Source organism: Achromobacter kerstersii (genome assembly GCF_902859595.1).
Lineage (GTDB): Bacteria > Pseudomonadota > Gammaproteobacteria > Burkholderiales > Burkholderiaceae_B > Achromobacter > Achromobacter kerstersii.
In genome coordinates, this window is sequence record NZ_CADIJQ010000001.1 from 1,737,383 (window position 1) to 1,755,851 (window position 18,469).

19 protein-coding genes are annotated in these 18,469 nt (G+C 59.5%); 4 read left to right on the plus strand and 15 right to left on the minus strand.

Features of this window, described 5'->3' with window-relative positions:
• From iscU to uvrB, 5 genes are all read right to left on the minus strand, one after another.
• A complete protein-coding gene (gene iscU, locus HV765_RS07555) occupies positions 1-405 on the minus strand; it encodes a Fe-S cluster assembly scaffold IscU (RefSeq protein WP_006225297.1) in 405 nt (134 codons plus the stop codon).
• A 33-nt stretch (positions 406-438) separates the two neighbouring features.
• On the minus strand, positions 439-1,650 hold the full coding sequence (locus tag HV765_RS07560; protein WP_054425147.1) for an IscS subfamily cysteine desulfurase: 1,212 nt from the start codon (positions 1,648-1,650) through the stop codon (positions 439-441).
• A gap of 21 nt (positions 1,651-1,671) precedes the next feature.
• Entirely contained in the window at positions 1,672-2,217 is a 546-nt protein-coding gene (iscR, locus tag HV765_RS07565) for a Fe-S cluster assembly transcriptional regulator IscR (protein WP_175169279.1), read from the minus strand.
• Between the two features lie 193 nt (positions 2,218-2,410).
• Positions 2,411-2,902, minus strand: coding sequence for a low molecular weight protein-tyrosine-phosphatase (locus HV765_RS07570; RefSeq protein ID WP_006225301.1), 492 nt, complete (start codon positions 2,900-2,902; stop codon positions 2,411-2,413).
• 249 nt (positions 2,903-3,151) lie between these two features.
• Complete coding sequence (gene uvrB, locus HV765_RS07575; protein ID WP_420840104.1) at positions 3,152-5,284, minus strand: excinuclease ABC subunit UvrB; 2,133 nt, start codon at positions 5,282-5,284, stop codon at positions 3,152-3,154.
• Between the two features lie 76 nt (positions 5,285-5,360).
• Between uvrB and HV765_RS07580 the strand changes: the two genes are divergently transcribed.
• Both HV765_RS07580 and lexA read left to right on the plus strand, forming a co-directional pair.
• Positions 5,361-6,560, plus strand: a complete 1,200-nt coding sequence (locus HV765_RS07580; RefSeq protein ID WP_054425142.1) for an amino acid aminotransferase — start codon at positions 5,361-5,363, stop codon at positions 6,558-6,560.
• Between the two features lie 158 nt (positions 6,561-6,718).
• Complete coding sequence (gene lexA / locus HV765_RS07585) at positions 6,719-7,369, plus strand: transcriptional repressor LexA (RefSeq protein ID WP_054425136.1); 651 nt, start codon at positions 6,719-6,721, stop codon at positions 7,367-7,369.
• 111 nt (positions 7,370-7,480) lie between these two features.
• Here the strand turns inward: lexA and lon are convergent, their stop codons facing one another.
• From lon to loiP, 5 genes are all read right to left on the minus strand, one after another.
• Positions 7,481-9,931, minus strand: coding sequence for an endopeptidase La (gene lon, locus HV765_RS07590; protein ID WP_054425133.1), 2,451 nt, complete (start codon positions 9,929-9,931; stop codon positions 7,481-7,483).
• Positions 9,932-10,137: 206 nt separating this feature from the next.
• Positions 10,138-11,436 (minus strand): ATP-dependent Clp protease ATP-binding subunit ClpX, encoded by a 1,299-nt coding sequence (gene clpX / locus HV765_RS07595; protein ID WP_054425132.1) that lies wholly within the window; start codon positions 11,434-11,436, stop codon positions 10,138-10,140.
• A 101-nt stretch (positions 11,437-11,537) separates the two neighbouring features.
• Entirely contained in the window at positions 11,538-12,191 is a 654-nt protein-coding gene (clpP, locus tag HV765_RS07600) for an ATP-dependent Clp endopeptidase proteolytic subunit ClpP (RefSeq protein WP_054425130.1), read from the minus strand.
• Between the two features lie 4 nt (positions 12,192-12,195).
• On the minus strand, positions 12,196-13,506 hold the full coding sequence (gene tig, locus HV765_RS07605) for a trigger factor (RefSeq protein ID WP_054425128.1): 1,311 nt from the start codon (positions 13,504-13,506) through the stop codon (positions 12,196-12,198).
• Between the two features lie 164 nt (positions 13,507-13,670).
• Complete coding sequence (gene loiP / locus HV765_RS07610; RefSeq protein ID WP_054425126.1) at positions 13,671-14,426, minus strand: metalloprotease LoiP; 756 nt, start codon at positions 14,424-14,426, stop codon at positions 13,671-13,673.
• A 264-nt stretch (positions 14,427-14,690) separates the two neighbouring features.
• Between loiP and HV765_RS07615 the strand changes: the two genes are divergently transcribed.
• The gene (locus tag HV765_RS07615; RefSeq protein WP_054425124.1) at positions 14,691-15,236 is read left to right on the plus strand and encodes a TIGR00645 family protein; all 546 of its coding nucleotides are present in this window, start codon (positions 14,691-14,693) and stop codon (positions 15,234-15,236) included.
• Positions 15,237-15,355: 119 nt separating this feature from the next.
• Here the strand turns inward: HV765_RS07615 and HV765_RS07620 are convergent, their stop codons facing one another.
• The 5 genes from HV765_RS07620 to HV765_RS07640 all read right to left on the minus strand — a co-directional run bounded on the left by HV765_RS07620 (position 15,356) and on the right by HV765_RS07640 (position 18,035).
• On the minus strand, positions 15,356-15,562 hold the full coding sequence (locus HV765_RS07620; RefSeq protein WP_006225311.1) for a cold-shock protein: 207 nt from the start codon (positions 15,560-15,562) through the stop codon (positions 15,356-15,358).
• Positions 15,563-15,905: 343 nt separating this feature from the next.
• Positions 15,906-16,469, minus strand: a complete 564-nt coding sequence (locus HV765_RS07625) for a DUF924 family protein (protein WP_217483362.1) — start codon at positions 16,467-16,469, stop codon at positions 15,906-15,908.
• Between the two features lie 176 nt (positions 16,470-16,645).
• Positions 16,646-16,849: a cold-shock protein gene (locus tag HV765_RS07630; RefSeq protein ID WP_006220190.1), complete on the minus strand. Its 204-nt coding sequence runs from the start codon at positions 16,847-16,849 to the stop codon at positions 16,646-16,648.
• A gap of 370 nt (positions 16,850-17,219) precedes the next feature.
• Positions 17,220-17,540, minus strand: a complete 321-nt coding sequence (locus tag HV765_RS07635; protein ID WP_054425120.1) for a hypothetical protein — start codon at positions 17,538-17,540, stop codon at positions 17,220-17,222.
• Between the two features lie 96 nt (positions 17,541-17,636).
• Complete coding sequence (locus HV765_RS07640; protein ID WP_175169280.1) at positions 17,637-18,035, minus strand: hypothetical protein; 399 nt, start codon at positions 18,033-18,035, stop codon at positions 17,637-17,639.
• Between the two features lie 120 nt (positions 18,036-18,155).
• Here HV765_RS07640 and HV765_RS07645 point away from each other — a divergent pair, with 120 nt between their 5' ends.
• Entirely contained in the window at positions 18,156-18,458 is a 303-nt protein-coding gene (locus HV765_RS07645) for a DUF2513 domain-containing protein (RefSeq protein WP_054425587.1), read from the plus strand.
• The last annotated feature ends 11 nt before the right edge of the window (positions 18,459-18,469 follow it).

Consider the following 18,469-nt stretch of genomic DNA (forward strand, 5'->3'; position numbering starts at 1 on the left):
TCAGCCTGCCACCGCTTCGGCCGGAACCGAGTGCTTTTCTTTGTAGTTCTGCACCGCGGCCTTGATCGCGTCTTCGGCCAGGATGGAACAGTGAACCTTCACCGGCGGCAGAGCCAACTCTTCAGCAATCTGCGTGTTGCGGATGTTCATGGCTTGGTCCAACGTCTTGCCCTTGACCCATTCGGTCACGAGCGAGCTGGACGCAATGGCCGAACCGCAACCATAGGTCTTGAAGCGCGCGTCTTCGATCACGCCAGCTTCGTTTACCTTGATCTGCAGCTTCATCACGTCGCCACAGGCGGGCGCGCCGACCATGCCGGTACCAACCGACTCGTCCGACTTGTCGAACGAACCGACGTTGCGCGGGTTTTCGTAGTGATCCAGGACTTTAGTGCTGTAAGACATATTAGTTCTCCACGTATTTCTTGGCGCGGGCGCTTAGTGCGCGGCCCACTGCACGGTGTTCAGGTCGATGCCTTCCTTGGCCATTTCCCACAGCGGCGACATATCGCGCAGCTTGCCAACACGGCTCTTGAGAAGTTCGATCGCGTAATCCACTTCCTTTTCGGTCGTGAAACGGCCCAGGGTGAAGCGGATCGAGCTGTGCGCCAGCTCGTCGTTGCGGCCCAGTGCGCGCAGCACATAGGAAGGTTCCAGGCTGGCCGAGGTGCAGGCCGAACCGCTGGAGACGGCCAGTTCCTTGATCGCCATGATCAGGGACTCGCCTTCGACATAGTTGAAGCTGACGTTCAGGTTATGCGGCACGCGCTGGTCCATGTCGCCATTCAGATAGACCTCTTCGATCTGCGACAGGCCATTCCAAAGACGATCTCGCAACATGCGGATGCGTTCGTTCTCGGTGCCCATTTCTTCGCGGGCCAGACGGAAAGCTTCGCCCATGCCAACGATCTGATGGGTGGCCAGCGTGCCAGAACGGAAACCACGCTCATGGCCACCGCCGTGCATTTGCGCTTCGATGCGGATGCGCGGCTTGCGGCGCACGTACAACGCGCCGATACCCTTGGGGCCGTAAGTCTTGTGCGCCGAGAACGACATCAGGTCGACCTTCAGCTTTTGCAGATCGATTTCCACCTTGCCAGTCGCCTGAGCGGCGTCCACGTGGAAGATGATCCCTTTCTCGCGGCAGATCTCGCCCAGGGTCTCGATGTCCTGGACAACGCCGATCTCGTTGTTGACCATCATCACCGACACCAGCACCGTGTCAGGGCGCAGCGCAGCCTTGAAGACGTCCAGATCAATCAGGCCATCATCTTTCACATTCAGATACGTGACCTCGAAGCCTTGGCGCTCGAGCTCGCGACAGGTGTCCAACACCGCCTTGTGCTCGGTCTTCACCGTGATGATGTGCTTGCCGCGCTCGGCGTAGAAATTCGCGGCGCCCTTGATGGCCAGGTTGTTGGATTCCGTTGCGCCAGAAGTCCAGACAATTTCACGCGGGTCAGCATTGACCAGCTTGGCGACTTCTTCGCGGGCGCGCTCAACGGCTTCTTCGGATTCCCAGCCAAACGAGTGGCTGCGCGATGCCGGATTGCCGAAATTCTCGTACAGCCAGGGCACCATCTTGTCCACGACGCGGGGGTCGACGGGTGTCGTGGCCGAATAGTCAAAATAAATCGGGCGGGTGGTCATATCTACAACTCCTGATACTGCTTATACGGTGGCATTGGCGGCAACGGTCGTGGTCGGGGCATTGGCGGCGGCGGCGTTCGCCCCACCCACCCGATTCACACGTACCGCGCAGGCCTGCGCTTGATTGCTGGCTTCCTGCAATTGGCGCACGCGCTGCTGATCAACGAGATCTTGCAGGGACACCGAATCCAGGTAATCGACCATCTTGCGATTCAATGTGGCCCAGAGCTCGTGCGTCATGCACTTGCCCGGCTTGCCGTCATTGCCGCTCGTACAGTCCCGTTTGCCGCCACAGCTGGTGGCGTCCAAAGGTTCATCAACCGCAAAGATGATGTCGGCAACGGTAACGTTGCGCGCAAGACGCGCAAGCGAGTAACCGCCGCCCGGACCACGCACGCTATCCACGAGTTCGTGGCGACGCAGTTTTCCGAACAGCTGTTCCAGATAGGAAAGCGAAATATTCTGACGCTGGCTGATGGCCGCAAGAGTGACCGGGCCGCTATGCTGCCGCATAGCCAGATCGATCATGGCAGTCACGGCGAAACGCCCTTTGGTAGTTAGCCGCATGGTGGGTTCCCTGTGATTCGGCAATGGCCGCCAGCGAATCCAGCGGTCAATACCCGAGTAATTGGGTCAAGTATAGCCTATTCCCGACTAATTTGGTATGGCTCCCGGCTAGAAAAAACCGCGCAGTTGCGCGGTTTTTTCACTGCCCCAGTACGCCGAGAGCCGCACTACAGGCGGCTCTACGGAAAAGCGATCAAGCTGCTTGGTACTGAGTAGCGCGCTTACGGACCAGTTCAAGAACACCCTGACAGGCGTCCTCCAGGTAGTCGAGCACCTTGCCGAAACCATCGGCGCCGCCGTAGTACGGATCAGGCACGGTGGCCTCCTCGAACTCGTTGGCGAAGCGCATCAGCAGCATCAATTTGTGCTGATAGGTTTTGGGGCACTGCTGCTGCATGGCGGACAGATTGTCCCAGTCCATGGCGAGGATAAGATCAAAATCGCGGAAATCTTCCGCGGTGACCTGACGCGCCTCACAGTGCGTGATCTCGTAGCCGCGCTTACGCGCCGCAGCCTGCGCCCGGGCATCAGGCGCCTCGCCGATGTGAAACGCGTGCGTGCCCGCAGAGTCGATGCGAACGACGTCGCCCAAACCCGCGTCGTTCACCAAATGGCGAAACACGCCCTCTGCGCTCGGCGAGCGACAGATATTGCCCATGCAAACGAAAAGTACCTTGGTCATCATGGGAGTAAGTGTGCGGGAAAACCCGAGATAAGGCAAGCTTTTTTTGCAAATCCCCGATTGGATCAGAGCAAATACATCAGCTTAATTTACCTTTAAAAATCAGTATCTTACTGATTTATTAACACCCAAACTCTTAGCTTGATATCCCATAAATTACAAGGTTTATGAAAGCCTGATTGCAGTGCAGTAGTTTTTACAACAGTTCAGCTAGCTGTCAGCAATCAGACACATTCAGAAACGCCAATTCCCTCACACGGCGCCATCCAAAAGCACCCTCTGCTTCAATGCAGTCAGGGCGTCGCGGGCGGCGGCGGCCTGCTCGAACTCCAGATTCCGCGCGTGATCCATCATCAACTTTTCCAAACGCTTGAGCTCTCGCGCCAAGGCTTTTTCGTCTTTGAGGAACTCGGCGGGAACCGCCGCTTCCAGGGCGTCGTGCTGCACCGGCGCAACAATACCGTCGATCAGCTCGCGCACCGCCTTCTGCACGCCACGCGCCGTGATGCCGTTATCAATGTTGAATTGCAGCTGCTTGGCGCGGCGGCGGCTGGTTTCCTCCATGGCTCGCTGCATGGAATCCGTGATGCGGTCCGCATACAGGATCGCGTGCCCGTTCAAATTGCGGGCCGCTCGGCCAATGGTCTGAATCAGGCTGCGCTCCGAACGCAGGAAACCTTCCTTGTCCGCATCCAGGATCGCCACCAGCGACACCTCGGGGATATCCAGGCCTTCGCGCAGCAGGTTGATCCCCACCAGCACGTCGAAAGTCCCCAGTCGCAGGTCGCGCAGAATTTCCACGCGCTCGACGGTATCGATGTCCGAGTGCAGGTACCGGACCTTCACGCCATGCTCGCTGAGGAAGTCCGTCAGATCTTCCGCCATGCGCTTGGTCAGCGTTGTGACCAGCACCCGCTCGCCCAGCGACACACGGGCCTTGATCTGGCCCAGCAAGTCATCAACTTGCGTGCGGGCAGGCAGCACCTCAACCAGCGGATCAACGAGACCCGTGGGCCGCACGACCTGCTCGACCACGTTATCTGTATGTTCTTTCTCGTAGGCGGCCGGGGTCGCCGACACGAACACGCACTGACGCATGCGGGCTTCGAACTCTTCAAGCTTGAGCGGCCGGTTATCCAAGGCGGATGGCAGACGGAATCCGTACTGAACCAGCGTTTCCTTGCGCGATCGGTCACCGCGGTACATGCCGCTCAGTTGGCCGATCGTGACGTGGCTTTCGTCGATGAACATCAGCGCATCGGACGGCAGGTAGTCGATCAACGTGGGCGGAGGCTCGCCCGCCGCCGCGCCCGACAAATGCCGCGAGTAGTTCTCGATGCCCTTGCAGAAGCCTAGCTCTTGAAGCATTTCCAGGTCGAAACGGGTGCGCTGTTCCAGGCGTTGCGCTTCAACAAGATGCCCGTCATCGACGAAGCGCTTCACGCGATCACGCAGCTCTTCCTTGATGGTTTCGATGGCGCGCAGGACCGTATCGCGCGGCGTCACGTAATGCGAGCCCGGGTAAACCGTAAAGCGCGGCAGCTTTTGGCGAATGCGGCCCGTCAGCGGGTCGAAAAGCTCCAGGCTTTCGATCTCGTCATCAAACAGCGTCAGACGCAGCGCCAATTCGGCGCTTTCCGCCGGGAAAATGTCGATGGTTTCGCCACGAACCCGGAACACGCCGCGCGTGAACTCGGCGTCGTTGCGCGTGTATTGCATGGCCACCAGGCGCGCCAGAATCTCGCGGCGGGAAATCTGATCGCCGCTACGCAGGATCAGCACCATCGCGTGGTAATCGCCCGGGTTACCAATACCGTAGATGCAGGAGACCGTACCCACGATGATCGTGTCGCGGCGCTCCAGCAGGCTCTTCGTGGCCGACAGCCGCATCTGCTCGATATGCTCATTGATGGACGAGTCCTTTTCAATAAACAGATCGCGCGTCGGCACGTAGGCCTCGGGCTGGTAATAGTCGTAATACGACACAAAATACTCAACCGCGTTCTTCGGAAAGAACTCACGCATTTCTGCATAAAGCTGCGCGGCCAGCGTCTTATTAGGGGCCAGCACCAACGCGGGTCGCCCCATGCGGGCGATTACATTGGCCATGGTGTAGGTTTTGCCCGACCCCGTCACGCCCAAAAGCGTCTGGAACATGAGGCCATCTTCGACCCCTTGGGTCAGGCCTTCGATGGCTGCAGGCTGGTCACCTGCCGGCGGATAGGGTTGGTAAAGCTGAAACGGGCTATCCGGAAACTCGACAAATCCAGGTTTCACTTCCCCGCCTGGCATGGCCGCAGCCGATGCCGGCGCCGCCGTCAGATCCGCAGCGAGATCATCGGTCAGATCTCCCGCGCTGCTCGGGTCTATTGGGCTCTTGGGCATGCTAGACTGTTCCAGGGTAAACCCCCCATTATCCACAGCACATCGTACTGCGTCCACCCATCCTCATCAGAGTCCCATGAGCAACCTTTTCGATTCCGTCGAACTCGCGCCGCGCGACCCCATTCTTGGTCTGAACGAACAATACAACGCGGATACGCGTCCCGGAAAAGTCAATCTGGGCGTGGGCGTGTACTACGACGATCAGGGTCGTATCCCCTTGCTGGCCGCCGTTCGCAAAGCTGAAACCGCCCGCATTGAAGCAGCTGCCGCCCGCGGCTACCTGCCGATCGAAGGCATTGCCGGATACAACCAGGGTGCGCAAGCGCTGCTGCTGGGCAAGGACTCCGCGCTTGCCGCTGCCGGCCGCGTGCTGACCACCCAAGCGCTGGGCGGTACCGGCGCACTGAAGATCGGCGCCGACTTCCTGCATCACCTGCTGCCGGGCTCCAAGGTCCTGATCAGCAACCCCAGCTGGGAAAACCACCGCGCGCTGTTCGAACGCGCCGGGTTTGAAGTGGGCACGTACTCGTACTACGACGCCACCACCCGCGGCCTGAACTTCGACGCCATGCTGGCCGACCTGAAGGCCGCCCCGGCCAAGACTGTCGTCGTGCTGCACGCTTGCTGCCACAACCCGACCGGCGTGGACCCCACCGCCGATCAGTGGAAGCAGATCGCCGCCGTGGTCAAGGAAAACAACCTGGTCCCGTTCCTCGACATCGCCTACCAAGGCTTTGGCGAAGGCCTGAAGGAAGACGCTGCAGTCGTGCGCCTGTTCGCCGACCTGGACATGACCATGTTCATCAGCTCGTCGTTCTCGAAGTCGTTCTCGCTGTACGGCGAGCGCGTTGGCGCCCTGACGGTTGTGGCTGGCAGCAAGGACGAAGCCGTCCGCGTGCTGAGCCAACTGAAGCGTGTCATTCGCACCAACTACTCGAACCCGCCCACCCACGGCGGCACGGTGGTGTCCACGGTCCTGAACTCGCCCGAACTGTTTGCGATGTGGGAAGAAGAACTGGCCGGCATGCGTGACCGCATCCGCCTGATGCGCAAGCAACTGGTCGAAAAGATCAAGGAACATGGCGGCAAGCAGGACTTCAGCTTCGTGCTGGAACAACGCGGCATGTTCTCGTACTCGGGCCTGACCTCGGCCCAAGTTGATCGCCTGCGCGAAGAGCACGGCGTCTATGCTGTGTCCAGCGGCCGCATCTGCGTTGCCGCCCTGAACAGCGGCAACATCGACAAGGTCGCGGCAGGCATCGCAGCCGTCCTGTAAGCGTCGAATCGGAGCGGGCCGGACGGCCTGCGCCCCAAAGAACGGAGCCCTTCGGGCTCCGTTTTGTTTCGGACGCCGCCCGCGGCTTGCATTTTTGCGCTGCGTCCCCCAGAATGGCGCTGTATATATGTACAGTCCGCTCGCACCGGATCATCGCCATGGCCAGCAAACTTACAGATCGCCAGCAACAAATTCTGGACCTCATCCGGCAAACCGTTACGCGCACCGGCTTCCCGCCGACGCGTGCCGAAATTGCCCAGGCTTTGGGCTTTCGCTCACCTAACGCAGCGGAAGATCACCTCAAAGCGCTGGCCCGCAAGGGCGCCATTGAGCTTACCGCCGGCGCATCGCGCGGCATCCGCTTGAAGGACAGCGCCGCTGCGTCCTCGCAGACTTCCCTGCCCCTTCCCTCACTGGCACAGCTGTTGCTGCCTCTGGTGGGCCGTGTGGCCGCTGGCAGCCCCATTCTTGCGGCCGAGCACGTGGAACGCGAAGTGGGCGTCGACCCACACCTGTTTGCTCAAGCGCCCGATTACCTGCTGAAGGTTCGCGGCATGAGCATGCGCGACGCGGGTATTCTTGAAGGCGACTTGCTCGCTGTGAAGAAAGCGTCCGAAGCCCGCAATGGCCAAATCGTCGTCGCTCGTCTGGGTGACGACGTCACAGTCAAACGGCTGCAACGCACAAACGGCCATATCGAGCTGTTGCCCGAAAATCCTGACTTCCAAACCATCATTGTTGAAGCCGATCAGGAATTCGCGCTGGAAGGCATCGCGGTCGGCTTGATCCGAACTCACGCTCTGCACTGATCGCAGGAGTTTCGTGGGAGCCCTTCCCCGAAACGATCAGCCCATAAAAAACCCCGCCGCAGCGGGGTTTTTACTGGGCGCCTGCTTTCGAAGGCGCCCTGGGCTTCACGATCAGTGCTTGAGCACCGGATCAGTCGAACCCGGCTCGGCCGGCTTGGCAACCAGAGGTTCCTTTACGGCTTCGTCCTCTGCCAGGGGTTCCGGCAGACGTTCCAGCGCCAACTCCAGCACCTTGTCGATCCAACGGACCGGCACGATCTCAAGGTGGTTCTTGACGTTGTCCGGAATCTCCGCCAAATCCTTGACGTTTTCTTCCGGGATCAAGACCGTCTTGATGCCGCCACGGTGCGCCGCCAACAGCTTTTCCTTCAGGCCGCCGATCGGCAGCACTTCGCCGCGCAGCGTGATCTCGCCGGTCATGGCGACATCGGCGCGCACCGGGATGCGCGACAACGCCGACACCATGGCCGTCGTGATTGCGATGCCTGCGGACGGACCGTCCTTGGGCGTCGCGCCTTCCGGCACGTGGACGTGCATGTCGTGCTTCTCGAAGACGCTGTCAGCGAAGCCCAGACGGCGAGCACGCGAGCGCACCACCGTACGAGCCGCTTCAACCGACTCCTTCATCACGTCGCCCAGCGAACCGGTGCGTTGGATGACGCCCTTGCCGGGCATGTCCGCGACTTCGATCGTCAGCAGGTCGCCACCGACTTCCGTCCACGCCAGACCCGTCACCTGACCAATCTGGTTTTCCTTTTCGGCCATACCGAACGTGTAGCGGCGCACGCCCAGATAGTCGCTCAGGTTGTCGCCCGTGACGTTGACCGGCTTGACCTCAAGGGTCTTGCCTTCGGCCTTGGCACGATCCGTCTGGGTCAGCAACTGCTTGATGACCTTGCGGCAGATCTTGCCCACTTCGCGTTCGAGCGCACGCACACCAGCTTCGCGGGTGTAGTAGCGAACGATATCGCGCAGCGCGCTGTCATCAACCGTCAACTCGCTGTCCTTCACGCCGTTGTTCTTCATCAGCTTCGGCAGCAGATGATCGCGGGCGATATGGATCTTTTCCTCTTCCGTGTAACCGGACAGGCGGATCACTTCCATACGGTCCAACAGGGCCGGCGGAATATTCAGCGTGTTGCTGGTGGCCACGAACATCACGTCGGACAGGTCGAAGTCGACTTCGATGTAGTGGTCCTGGAACGTGTGGTTCTGTTCCGGGTCCAGCACTTCGAGCAACGCCGACGAGGGGTCGCCGCGGAAATCCATGCCCAGCTTGTCGATTTCATCAAGCAGGAACAACGGATTGCGCACGCCAACCTTCGACATGTTCTGAACGATCTTGCCCGGCATCGAGCCGATGTACGTACGACGGTGGCCGCGAATTTCGGCCTCGTCGCGCACACCGCCCAGCGCCATGCGCACGAACTTGCGGTTCGTCGCCTTGGCGATCGACTGCCCGAGCGAGGTCTTGCCCACACCAGGAGGGCCAACCAGGCACAGAATCGGCGCCTTCACCTTGTCCACGCGCTGTTGCACGGCAAGATATTCGAGAATGCGTTCCTTGACCTTTTCCAGACCATAGTGGTCGTTGTCCAGCACCGTCTCGGCGTTGGCGATCGAGTTGTTGATCTTGCTCTTCTTCCTCCAGGGGAGGTTGATGAGCGTATCGATGTAGTTGCGCACCACCGTGGCTTCGGCCGACATGGGCGACATGAGCTTGAGCTTCTTGAGCTCGGCATCGGCCTTCTTACGCGCCTCTTTCGGCATGTGGGCAGCGATGATCTTCTTTTCAAGCTCTTCGATGTCCGCGCCTTCTTCGCCTTCGCCCAACTCCTTCTGAATGGCCTTGACCTGCTCATTCAGGTAGTAGTCGCGCTGGCTCTTTTCCATCTGCTTCTTCACGCGGCCGCGAATCCGCTTCTCGACCTGGAGAATGTCGATTTCGGTTTCGAGCTGGGTGAGCAGACCTTCAAGGCGCTCGGACGTGCCAACGATCTCGAGCATCTTTTGCTTCTGCTCGAGCTTCAGCGGAAGATGCGCGGCGATCGTGTCGGCCAGGCGTCCGGCATCATCGATGCCAGCCAGCGAGGTCAGGATCTCCGGGGGGATCTTCTTGTTGAGCTTTACGTACTGTTCGAACTGGGCGACGATCGCGCGGCGCAGGGCCTCGGTCTCGGAGCCTTGCATGGCGTCCGGCTCGATCGGCGTCACCTGGCAGGTGAAGTGCGAGTCCGCATCTTCAATGCTGTTGATGCGGGCACGCTGGGTGCCTTCGACCAGCACCTTGACGGTGCCGTCGGGCAGCTTGAGCATCTGCAGGATACCGGCCACGCAACCGATCTCGTAGACGTCTTCGGGGGTGGGATCATCCTTGCCGGCGGACTTTTGGGCCACCAGCATGATGCTCTTGCCCGCTTCCATCGCAACCTCGAGCGCGCGGATAGAGCGCGGACGGCCGACGAACAGCGGGATGACCATGTGCGGAAACACCACGACGTCACGAAGTGGGAGCAGAGGGAGGTCGATCGGGTCGGAAGGCAGGGTCTGGCTGGCAGACATAGGAGGTTCCTCTGTATGACTCGGCGTATCGGGGACAGGAGGCCCGGGTATACCCCGGGCTATCCACGTCAGTTACGTCTGTTATGGGAACAATAGCCGAAAATTCAAGATCTCGGCTGCCAGATATCCGAAAGGGGAAAAAAAATGCCCGGGAGGGCGGCCGAAAGGCAAAAAAACCCGTTACAGGAACGGGCTCTTTTGAAATATCAGGCTGCCGCGTCGCGGACTTCTCCGCGCTCGGGCTTATCGGTCTCGCTGGCTTCGTCCGCGTAGATCAGCAAGGGCTTGCCCTCACCTTCAATCGCGTTCTCGTCAACTACCACGCGCTTGACATTGCCTTGCGACGGCAACTCATACATGGTGTCCAACAAGGTCTGTTCGATAATCGAACGCAGGCCACGAGCCCCGGTCTTGCGCTTGAGCGCCTTGCGGGCGATCGCCTTCAATGCGGCAGGCCGCAAGTCGAGTTCGGCGCCTTCCATGGCAAAGAGCTTCTGGAACTGCTTGAGCAAGGCGTTCTTGGGCTCGGTCAGAATTTGCACCAGCGCCGCTTCGTCAAGTTCGTCCAGCGTCGCAACAACGGGCAGACGGCCGACCAGCTCGGGGATCAGACCAAACTTGATCAGATCTTCCGGTTCAACTTCGGAGAACAGCTCGCCCACACCGCGCTCGGACTTGGCGCGTACCGACGCCGAGAAACCGATGCCCGATTTCTCGGTGCGGTCGCGGATGACCTTTTCCAGTCCGTCGAAGGCGCCGCCTACGATGAACAGGATATTGGTCGTGTCGACCTGAACGAAGTCCTGGTTGGGGTGCTTGCGGCCGCCCTGCGGGGGCACCGAGGCAACCGTGCCTTCAATCAGCTTCAGCAAGGCCTGCTGCACGCCCTCGCCCGACACGTCGCGCGTGATGGAGGGGTTGTCGGACTTGCGGGAAATCTTGTCGATTTCGTCGATGTAAATGATGGCGCGCTGCGCCTTCTCGACTTCGTAGTTGCAGTTCTGCAGCAACTTTTGAATGATATTTTCGACGTCTTCGCCCACGTAACCCGCTTCGGTCAGCGTGGTGGCGTCAGCCATGACGAACGGCACGTTCAGCATGCGCGCCAACGTCTGAGCCAAGAGCGTCTTGCCGGACCCGGTGGGGCCGATCAGCATGATGTTGCTCTTGGAGAGCTCGACTTCGTCACCCTTGATCTCGCCGTGACGAATGCGCTTGTAATGGTTGTAGACCGCTACGGCCAGCATGCGCTTGGGCGAATTTTGCCCAATGACGTACTGATCCAGGAAGGTCTTGATTTCAGCCGGAGTGGGCAGTTCGGAACGAATCGCCGCGCGCGCGGTAGCCTGCGCTTCCTCGCGGATGATGTCGTTGCACAAGTCGATGCACTCATCGCAGATGAATACCGACGGACCCGCGATCAGCTTGCGGACTTCATGCTGGCTTTTATTGCAAAACGAGCAATGCAGCACTTTTGCGTCTGCCGATCCCTTTTTTTCAGGCATATTTGTTTCGTATCTCAGGTAAAGATGCGCCAGACCGGTAACGGGCCCGGCGCATGCGCTTACTCAAACTTGATGGCAGCGGGTTCAGATCAACCGGGAAGTCAGCCTTCCGAGCGGGAGCTCATCACCTTGTCCACCAATCCATACGATACCGCATCTTCGGCGGACATGAAGTTGTCACGCTCCGTGTCCAGGCCGATGCGCTCCATCGACTGGCCGGTGTTCTCAGCCAGAATCCGGTTAAGACGTTCGCGCAGATCCAGGATCTCGCGAGCCTGAATCTGGATGTCGGACGCCTGCCCCTGGGCGCCGCCCGACGGCTGGTGGATCATGATCCGCGAGTTGGGCAGCGTGAAACGCTTGCCCTTCTTGCCAGCCGCCAGCAGGAACGCGCCCATGCTGGCCGCGAGGCCCGTGCACAGGGTCGATACGTCCGGCTTGATGAACTGCATGGTGTCAAAAATGGCCATTCCCGCATACACCGACCCGCCAGGCGAATTGATGTACAGAGAAATGTCCTTGTCAGGATTCTCCGATTCCAGGAACAGCAACTGCGCCACAACCAGATTGGCCGTTGCGTCATTGACCGGACCCACCAGGAAAATGAGCCGTTCGCGGAGCAGACGCGAATAGATGTCGTAGGCGCGTTCGCCGCGCCCCGACTGCTCGATAACCATGGGAATGTAGCCCAGGCCGGTGGGGGTCACCGAAGACCCGCCATTCATTGCCGCATAGAAATCGGTGAATCTCTGCATAGTGTTACGCCATCCCCATCAACTGATCGAAAGGCACCTTCTCTTCGGTGACCTTGGCCTTTTCCAGCACGTGCGCGACGACGTTGTCTTCCAGCACGATAGCCTCGATTTCAGCACGACGCTGGCGGTCAGCCAGGTAATAGCTGACAACCTGAGCGGGTTGTTCGTAGTTTTCTGCGAACTCTTCAATGCGCGCGCGCACTTGCTCGGGCTTGGCTTGCAGTTGCTCTTGCTTGACCAGTTCCGACACCAACAGGCCCAGACGGACACGGCGTTCGGATTCGGTCGAGAAGGCTTCTGCCGGGATCGGCACGGACTCGGCGTTGGGGATGCCACGCTGCTTCAGCTCTTCGCGGGCAGCGGCGACACGGCCTTGCACGTCGTTGTCGACCAGCGCCTTCGGCACGTCGAACTTGCCGGCTTCGACCAGGGCGTCCATGACGCTGGACTTGGTGCGGCCAGCCGAACGGACCTTGACTTCGCGTTCGATGTTGCTGCGGATGTCGGCCTTCAGCTTTTCGACGTCGCCTTCGGCTTGGCCGAGGGACTTGGCGAATTCGCTGTTCAGCTCGGGCAGAACGCCTTCAGCCACTTCCTTGACGGTGATGGTGAATTCGGCAGTCTTGCCGGCAACTTCAACGCCTTGGTAGTCGTCCGGGAACTTCAGTTCGAAAACCTTGGTTTCGCCAGCCTTCAGGCCGCGAGCGGCTTCTTCGAATTCCGGCAGCATGCGGCCTTGGCCGAGCACGAACGGGAAGTCTTCGGCCTTGCCGCCTTCGAACGGCACGCCGTCGATGGTGCCGGCGAAGTCCAGCGTGACGCGGTCGCCGTCTTGCGACGCACGGCCTTCACGGGCTTCGAACGTGGCGCGCTGCTTGCGCAGAACGTCCAGGGTTTGTTGCACTTCGGCGTCGGTGACAGCCGTGTCGTAGCGGGTGACGGCCAGCGCCGACAGATCCGGTACGGCGACTTCGGGGTAGACCTCGAACGTGGCGGTGAACGCCAGCGTGTCGTCGGTAACGCCTTCAGTCTTGGGTTCGAGGTTCGGGGCGCCAGCAACGCGCAGCTTCGCGCCGTCGATGGCTTGTTCGAAGGCACGGCCAACTTGGCTATTGATCACGTCGTAGCGAATGCTGGGGCCATGGCTGCGCTCGAGCATGGCGAGCGGAGCTTTACCCGGGCGGAAGCCGGGGACCTTGGCGGTGCGAGCCACGCGCTTCAATTGCGCCTGGACTTCCTTTTCGACGTCGGCCACCGAGACGGCCAGATCAACACGGCGCTCCAGGCCGGAGAGGGTTTCAACCACAGGCTGCATTAAAAGACCTATTTTCCGAGAGATGAGATTACGGGCGGATAAACGCGGCATTTTACCGGAAACTTCCGGAACCCTGACGCAAAGGGGCGCGAGCCCCGGATTTGCCCGGATGCTCGCGCCCCGTTTTCCGCCCGAAAAGGGAGGGCTAACGTCGATTTGACGTCTTATTTTGCCTTGGCGATGCGATCTTCGATGTGCTGAGCGCGCTTAGCCGAGGACGGGTGCGAGCTCATCATATCGCTCTTGCCGCCATCCAGCTCGGCAAGCTTCTGAAACGCGGTCACCAGACCACGGGTATTGAGCTTCTTGGCCTGCAGCTGATCGAACGAATAGTCGTCGGCCGCGCTTTCCTGCGATTGCGAGAATTGCGCGTTGATGAACTTCTCGGTCAGGTCGCCCAACTGCGACGAGTTCAGCGCGGCGACCGTTGCGCCACCGGCAGCACCGGCGGCGTCACGCGCGGCCGACACCGTGTAGGCGGTCTGCATGGCCTTCTTGCTGTGGCCCAGGGCCACGTGGCCGATTTCGTGGCCAACCACGCCCAGCACTTCGTCGTCGGTCATCATGTCCATCAAACCGCTGTAGACGCGGATGCAGCCGTTGGCCATGGCCCAGGCATTGACGTCCTTGGTGATGTAGACCTTGTAGTTGGCCTTCTGACCATTGACCGTGCCGCCCAGCGACTTGGCGATCTTCTGCAGGCGCACGTCGTACTTGCTGCCCGGCGCGGCGATCTTTTCCTGCGAATCGCTCTGCGCGCAAGCCTTGTCCGACAGCGTCTTGATTTCAGCATCGCTCAGGGTGGCCGCTTGCACGACCTTGCTGCCGGCGCCCACCAGGCCACCGATATCGAGGGCATGCGACGCGGAGAAAGGGGCAAGCGCAACGGTCAACGCGGCAACGGTGTAGCGGATCTTCATGGGAACAAACTCCTCTTGACTGGCTCTATGCGAGTGAGGCGGCAATTCTATATACGGCCAAAGCTCTCAAAGCGTTTCGCCACAGAGTTTCGCAAATGCCAGTTTCGCTTACATAAAAGCGCTGCAAGCGCTGCGCAAGCGTGCTAATGCCCCCTTTTTCTGCGTCACGCATCCGTCATAAAAAACTGCTGCCTGCCGCGGTCAGGCATTGATAGAATTGCCGCCGCACTTTTATTGCAAACTCAAAACGGCTCGCACCCAACAATGATTGAGAACCCCCCTCCCCGCTTAGGCATCTTGCCCAGCGTGATCTTCAGTTCGCGCTGGCTGCAACTGCCGCTGTACCTGGGCCTGATCGTCGCGCAAGGCGTCTACGTCATGCTGTTCCTGAAAGAACTGTGGCACTTGCTGACGCACGCCAACAGCTTTGGCGAAATGGAGATCATGCTGCTCGTCCTGGGCCTGATCGACGTGGTCATGATTTCGAACTTGCTGGTGATGGTGATCGTCGGCGGATACGAGACTTTCGTGTCGCGCCTGCGCCTGCAGAATCACCCTGATCAGCCGGAGTGGCTCAGCCACGTCAATGCCAGCGTGCTCAAGGTGAAGCTGGCCATGGCCATCATCGGGATCTCGTCCATCCATCTGCTGCGCACGTTCATCGAAGCCGGCACGATCGGCACGCCGAATGCGCGCTTCACCGAAGCCGGCGTCATGTGGCAAACCATCATCCACGCGCTGTTCATCCTGTCGGCAATCGGCATTGCAGTGGTGGATCGCCTGGCCACGCCGCCCGCGCACAAGCACTGAAAAAAAGCACCGAGAACACGGACTTAGAAAACGCAGGACAAAAAAAGCCCCCATACGCAGGTATGGGGGCTTTTTTATGGGCCGAACACCGGGCTTGCCGGCGCGCTACCCGAAAGACATCAGGCCGCGACCTTGATGTTCTTCGCGCTTGGACCTTTCGGGCCGGTACCGACCTCGAAGGTGACGCGCTGGTTTTCCTGCAGCGACTTATAGCCTTCGCTGCGGATTTCGGAGTAATGAGCGAAAAGGTCTTTGCTGCCGTCATCGGGCATGATGAAGCCATAACCCTTTTCGGCGTTGAACCACTTAACGATGCCGGTTGCCATGGAGTGTCCTTGAACCTAGAAGAAGCGATTTCTCGCGGGGCGCCAGATCATCAAGGATGGGAGAGGAAGCAACCGCAGCACCACTGACGGCGACAAGTAACGCAGACCGCGTCTCTTGAAAATCTCGCTGAACCCAGTGTATTGGTGAACGCCAAAAAACGTCAAATATGCGAATGATGGAAGGACGCAGGCACGGGTGCATACGGATCGGGCAAGCACGCGGCAGCAGGCCCAAGGGGGCCGCCGGCACGGGATATTTTTCAGATTGGTATGAACAGATACATGGCGATACCGAGACGATGTTCAACCCGGCCGCCCGCCAGGGCTTGCCGCCACGCCGGCCTCAGCCCGAAAACCCGCCCGCATCAAGGAACTGTTGCTCGGCCTGCGTCGTCTGCCGGCCTAGCGCGGCGTTGCGATGGGGGAAACGGCCAAAGCGTTTGATGATGTCGCGATGCAACACGGCCCAGCGCAGCGTATCCGCATCCAAAGATTCCATTAGCGCAACGCCTCGGTTTTGCATCATGAGGCTTTCCGAGTGCTCAAACGGCATGTAGAAAAACTGTCGCATCTGCGGGTCCACAGCCAAATCCAGCCCTGAGGCGATCGCACGTTCAGCAAAATTCTGAGCCAGCGGATCGGTAGCGAACATATGCGCCGTGCCGCGGTAGGCATTACGCGGAAACTGGTCCAACAAAATCATCAGCGCCAACGCCCCGTCGGCATCTTCCAGCCACGCATCCAATTCACGCCCGGCGGCAGCCCAGTGAGCCGCCTCGAAGCGCTTGCGGAATTCAGCGTCAAACGCATCGCTTTTGCTGTACCACCGTTGCGGCCCCGCATCCCGCCAGAACGCAACGACGTCTTGCGGGCGCATAGCAAGGGGCTGGGGCGAGGAAGAGGTCATGGCGAGGGTCCTGATGGCGATGGCGTCGCCAGAGGCGTGGCGGCGCTTGAGAAGCTGCCAGGCGCGGCCAGGATCTGGCCAGGGAGCCCGAACAAGCTGAACGACGGAACGCAGAGAGAATACCGCGTCCAAACGCAAAAAAGCCCCCGAAGGGGCTTTTCCGAAAAGTCAGACCTTTACAGGACCTGAATCTTCGTGGCTTGCGGGCCCTTGGGGCCATTGGCCGTCACAAAGCTGACGCGCTGGTTCTCTTCCAGAGACTTGAAGCCAGAACCCTGGATTTCGGAGAAGTGAGCGAACAGATCCTTACCACCCGCTTCCGGGGTGATGAAGCCATAGCCTTTTTCCGAATTGAACCACTTAACGACGCCGGTTTCCATACTGTATTTCCTAGAGATAATGGGCAAATGCCCGGAGGTCACGAATCAATCAAGGAGGGGACAGTAGAACAATAACGCTGAGCCGGAAAAGGCACGGCACTGAACGAAAATCGCAACGCTTGTGATCGTGTGCCGACACTATCGTTATGTTCCCCTCACAAGTCAACATAATCCTAAAAAATACGTGCCAATAATGCAACAAAGAGAAACTGCGTTGAAAATTTACACGTTTTCATAGGCAAAACTTGTCCCTGCATAGGTGTAAACACCCATACAACATAAAAAAACAATCAAGGCTTATATAAATGCCGTCTAAACGCGTACGTCTTTCATACACCGTTCAGATCGGCACTTTGGTTTGCCGTCAGGCTTACTCGTCGATAGGTAAACCCAACAGATCGAGCGCCGCACCAAAAGTATCGGAACCCGAGCAAAGGAAAACCGCCACGTCGCCGGGATTCATATTTTCCAGGACTTGGTCGATTTGTTCTTGCGCATTATCAACATTGTCGACATTTGAAGCGTGTATATCCGCTCCAGCTTCGACTTTTTCGATGGGGACGATGTCCGCGATCGCATTGAGATCGGTTACGCCCACTACGACATAGACGCTGATGGGCTCGCCATCCAGCGTCGTGAGCAGCTCGACGCCGCCCGCCACGTCGGCAAGGTGCCGACTTACTATTTCCATGTTCACTCTTCCTTGATCTGCGGGGTCTAGCCCGCTTGGACGCACGCACCGTGCAGGTGCAATCTCACGCCCAGGCGCGACTATAACAGCCTTAGGCTAATGCTTCCTGACATTCGGACCAAGGGACTGGCGCGCGGCCCCAGACGTTGCTGCCACGGTACGGCAGCGCACCCCGGCGTTGGTCAGGACGCGGATGAGTGGCTTCTGGGCGGCCAGGAAGGCCGCCTTGTCATCGCCGACCAGCTTGCAGATGAACATCTGGGCCTGCAACTGCGTGCGGCGGGCCTTGCGGTTGTCGGCTTCCTGGGCGAGCCAGTCGCGGATCCAGGCCGATGCGGCCTCAGCATCAGCTTGCAGCTTGATGTGGCCTAGCAGGTCATAAACCGTCACGCCAGTGATGCTTTCGTCTTCGCCGCGCGTCAGGAAGAGCTTGGCGGCCTGGCCCGTGTAGCCAGGGATCACCGCGAGGCAATCGCGTTCAGCGGGTTTCTTCATAGAGTTTTACGTGTTCTGTTGTCGAGAACCTTGGACTGTAACCCGGCCTTGCGCCCTGTCGCATCGGCGCCACGGAACTCTGCTATTGTCGGCCTACCTATTTCCAAAACGGTGAATATCATGCAACGCGATTTCGACCTGGTCGTCACGATTCTGGGCGCCCTGCGCGACGCGCCCGGCCCCAACCTGAGCACGCACGACATCAAGAACGCCGCCTTGGCGCCGCACCCCGAAGAACAGGGCTTGCAGGTCATTGCGCACCACCTGGATCTGCTGGAGGATGCCGGTCTGGTCAAACAGGTGAGCGAAACCGCCGCCAACGCAGGCGCGGCGCGCTGGCGCATCACCTGGAAGGGCTACGACGCCCTGGAACAGGATGAGGACGACGAAGACGACGCCGACGAGTTCGACGCCGAAGAATAAGGCCGACGCCT

Coding starts and splice junctions, on each gene's coding strand:
- iscU (WP_006225297.1), bottom strand. CDS start 405: ATGTCTTACAGCACTAAAGTCCTGGATCACTACGAAAACCCGCGCAAC.
- HV765_RS07560 (WP_054425147.1), bottom strand. CDS start 1,650: ATGACCACCCGCCCGATTTATTTTGACTATTCGGCCACGACACCCGTC.
- iscR (WP_175169279.1), bottom strand. CDS start 2,217: ATGCGGCTAACTACCAAAGGGCGTTTCGCCGTGACTGCCATGATCGAT.
- HV765_RS07570 (WP_006225301.1), bottom strand. CDS start 2,902: ATGATGACCAAGGTACTTTTCGTTTGCATGGGCAATATCTGTCGCTCG.
- uvrB (WP_420840104.1), bottom strand. CDS start 5,284: ATGCCCAAGAGCCCAATAGACCCGAGCAGCGCGGGAGATCTGACCGAT.
- HV765_RS07580 (WP_054425142.1), top strand. CDS start 5,361: ATGAGCAACCTTTTCGATTCCGTCGAACTCGCGCCGCGCGACCCCATT.
- lexA (WP_054425136.1), top strand. CDS start 6,719: ATGGCCAGCAAACTTACAGATCGCCAGCAACAAATTCTGGACCTCATC.
- lon (WP_054425133.1), bottom strand. CDS start 9,931: ATGTCTGCCAGCCAGACCCTGCCTTCCGACCCGATCGACCTCCCTCTG.
- clpX (WP_054425132.1), bottom strand. CDS start 11,436: ATGCCTGAAAAAAAGGGATCGGCAGACGCAAAAGTGCTGCATTGCTCG.
- clpP (WP_054425130.1), bottom strand. CDS start 12,191: ATGCAGAGATTCACCGATTTCTATGCGGCAATGAATGGCGGGTCTTCG.
- tig (WP_054425128.1), bottom strand. CDS start 13,506: ATGCAGCCTGTGGTTGAAACCCTCTCCGGCCTGGAGCGCCGTGTTGAT.
- loiP (WP_054425126.1), bottom strand. CDS start 14,426: ATGAAGATCCGCTACACCGTTGCCGCGTTGACCGTTGCGCTTGCCCCT.
- HV765_RS07615 (WP_054425124.1), top strand. CDS start 14,691: ATGATTGAGAACCCCCCTCCCCGCTTAGGCATCTTGCCCAGCGTGATC.
- HV765_RS07620 (WP_006225311.1), bottom strand. CDS start 15,562: ATGGCAACCGGCATCGTTAAGTGGTTCAACGCCGAAAAGGGTTATGGC.
- HV765_RS07625 (WP_217483362.1), bottom strand. CDS start 16,469: ATGACCTCTTCCTCGCCCCAGCCCCTTGCTATGCGCCCGCAAGACGTC.
- HV765_RS07630 (WP_006220190.1), bottom strand. CDS start 16,849: ATGGAAACCGGCGTCGTTAAGTGGTTCAATTCGGAAAAAGGCTATGGC.
- HV765_RS07635 (WP_054425120.1), bottom strand. CDS start 17,540: ATGGAAATAGTAAGTCGGCACCTTGCCGACGTGGCGGGCGGCGTCGAG.
- HV765_RS07640 (WP_175169280.1), bottom strand. CDS start 18,035: ATGAAGAAACCCGCTGAACGCGATTGCCTCGCGGTGATCCCTGGCTAC.
- HV765_RS07645 (WP_054425587.1), top strand. CDS start 18,156: ATGCAACGCGATTTCGACCTGGTCGTCACGATTCTGGGCGCCCTGCGC.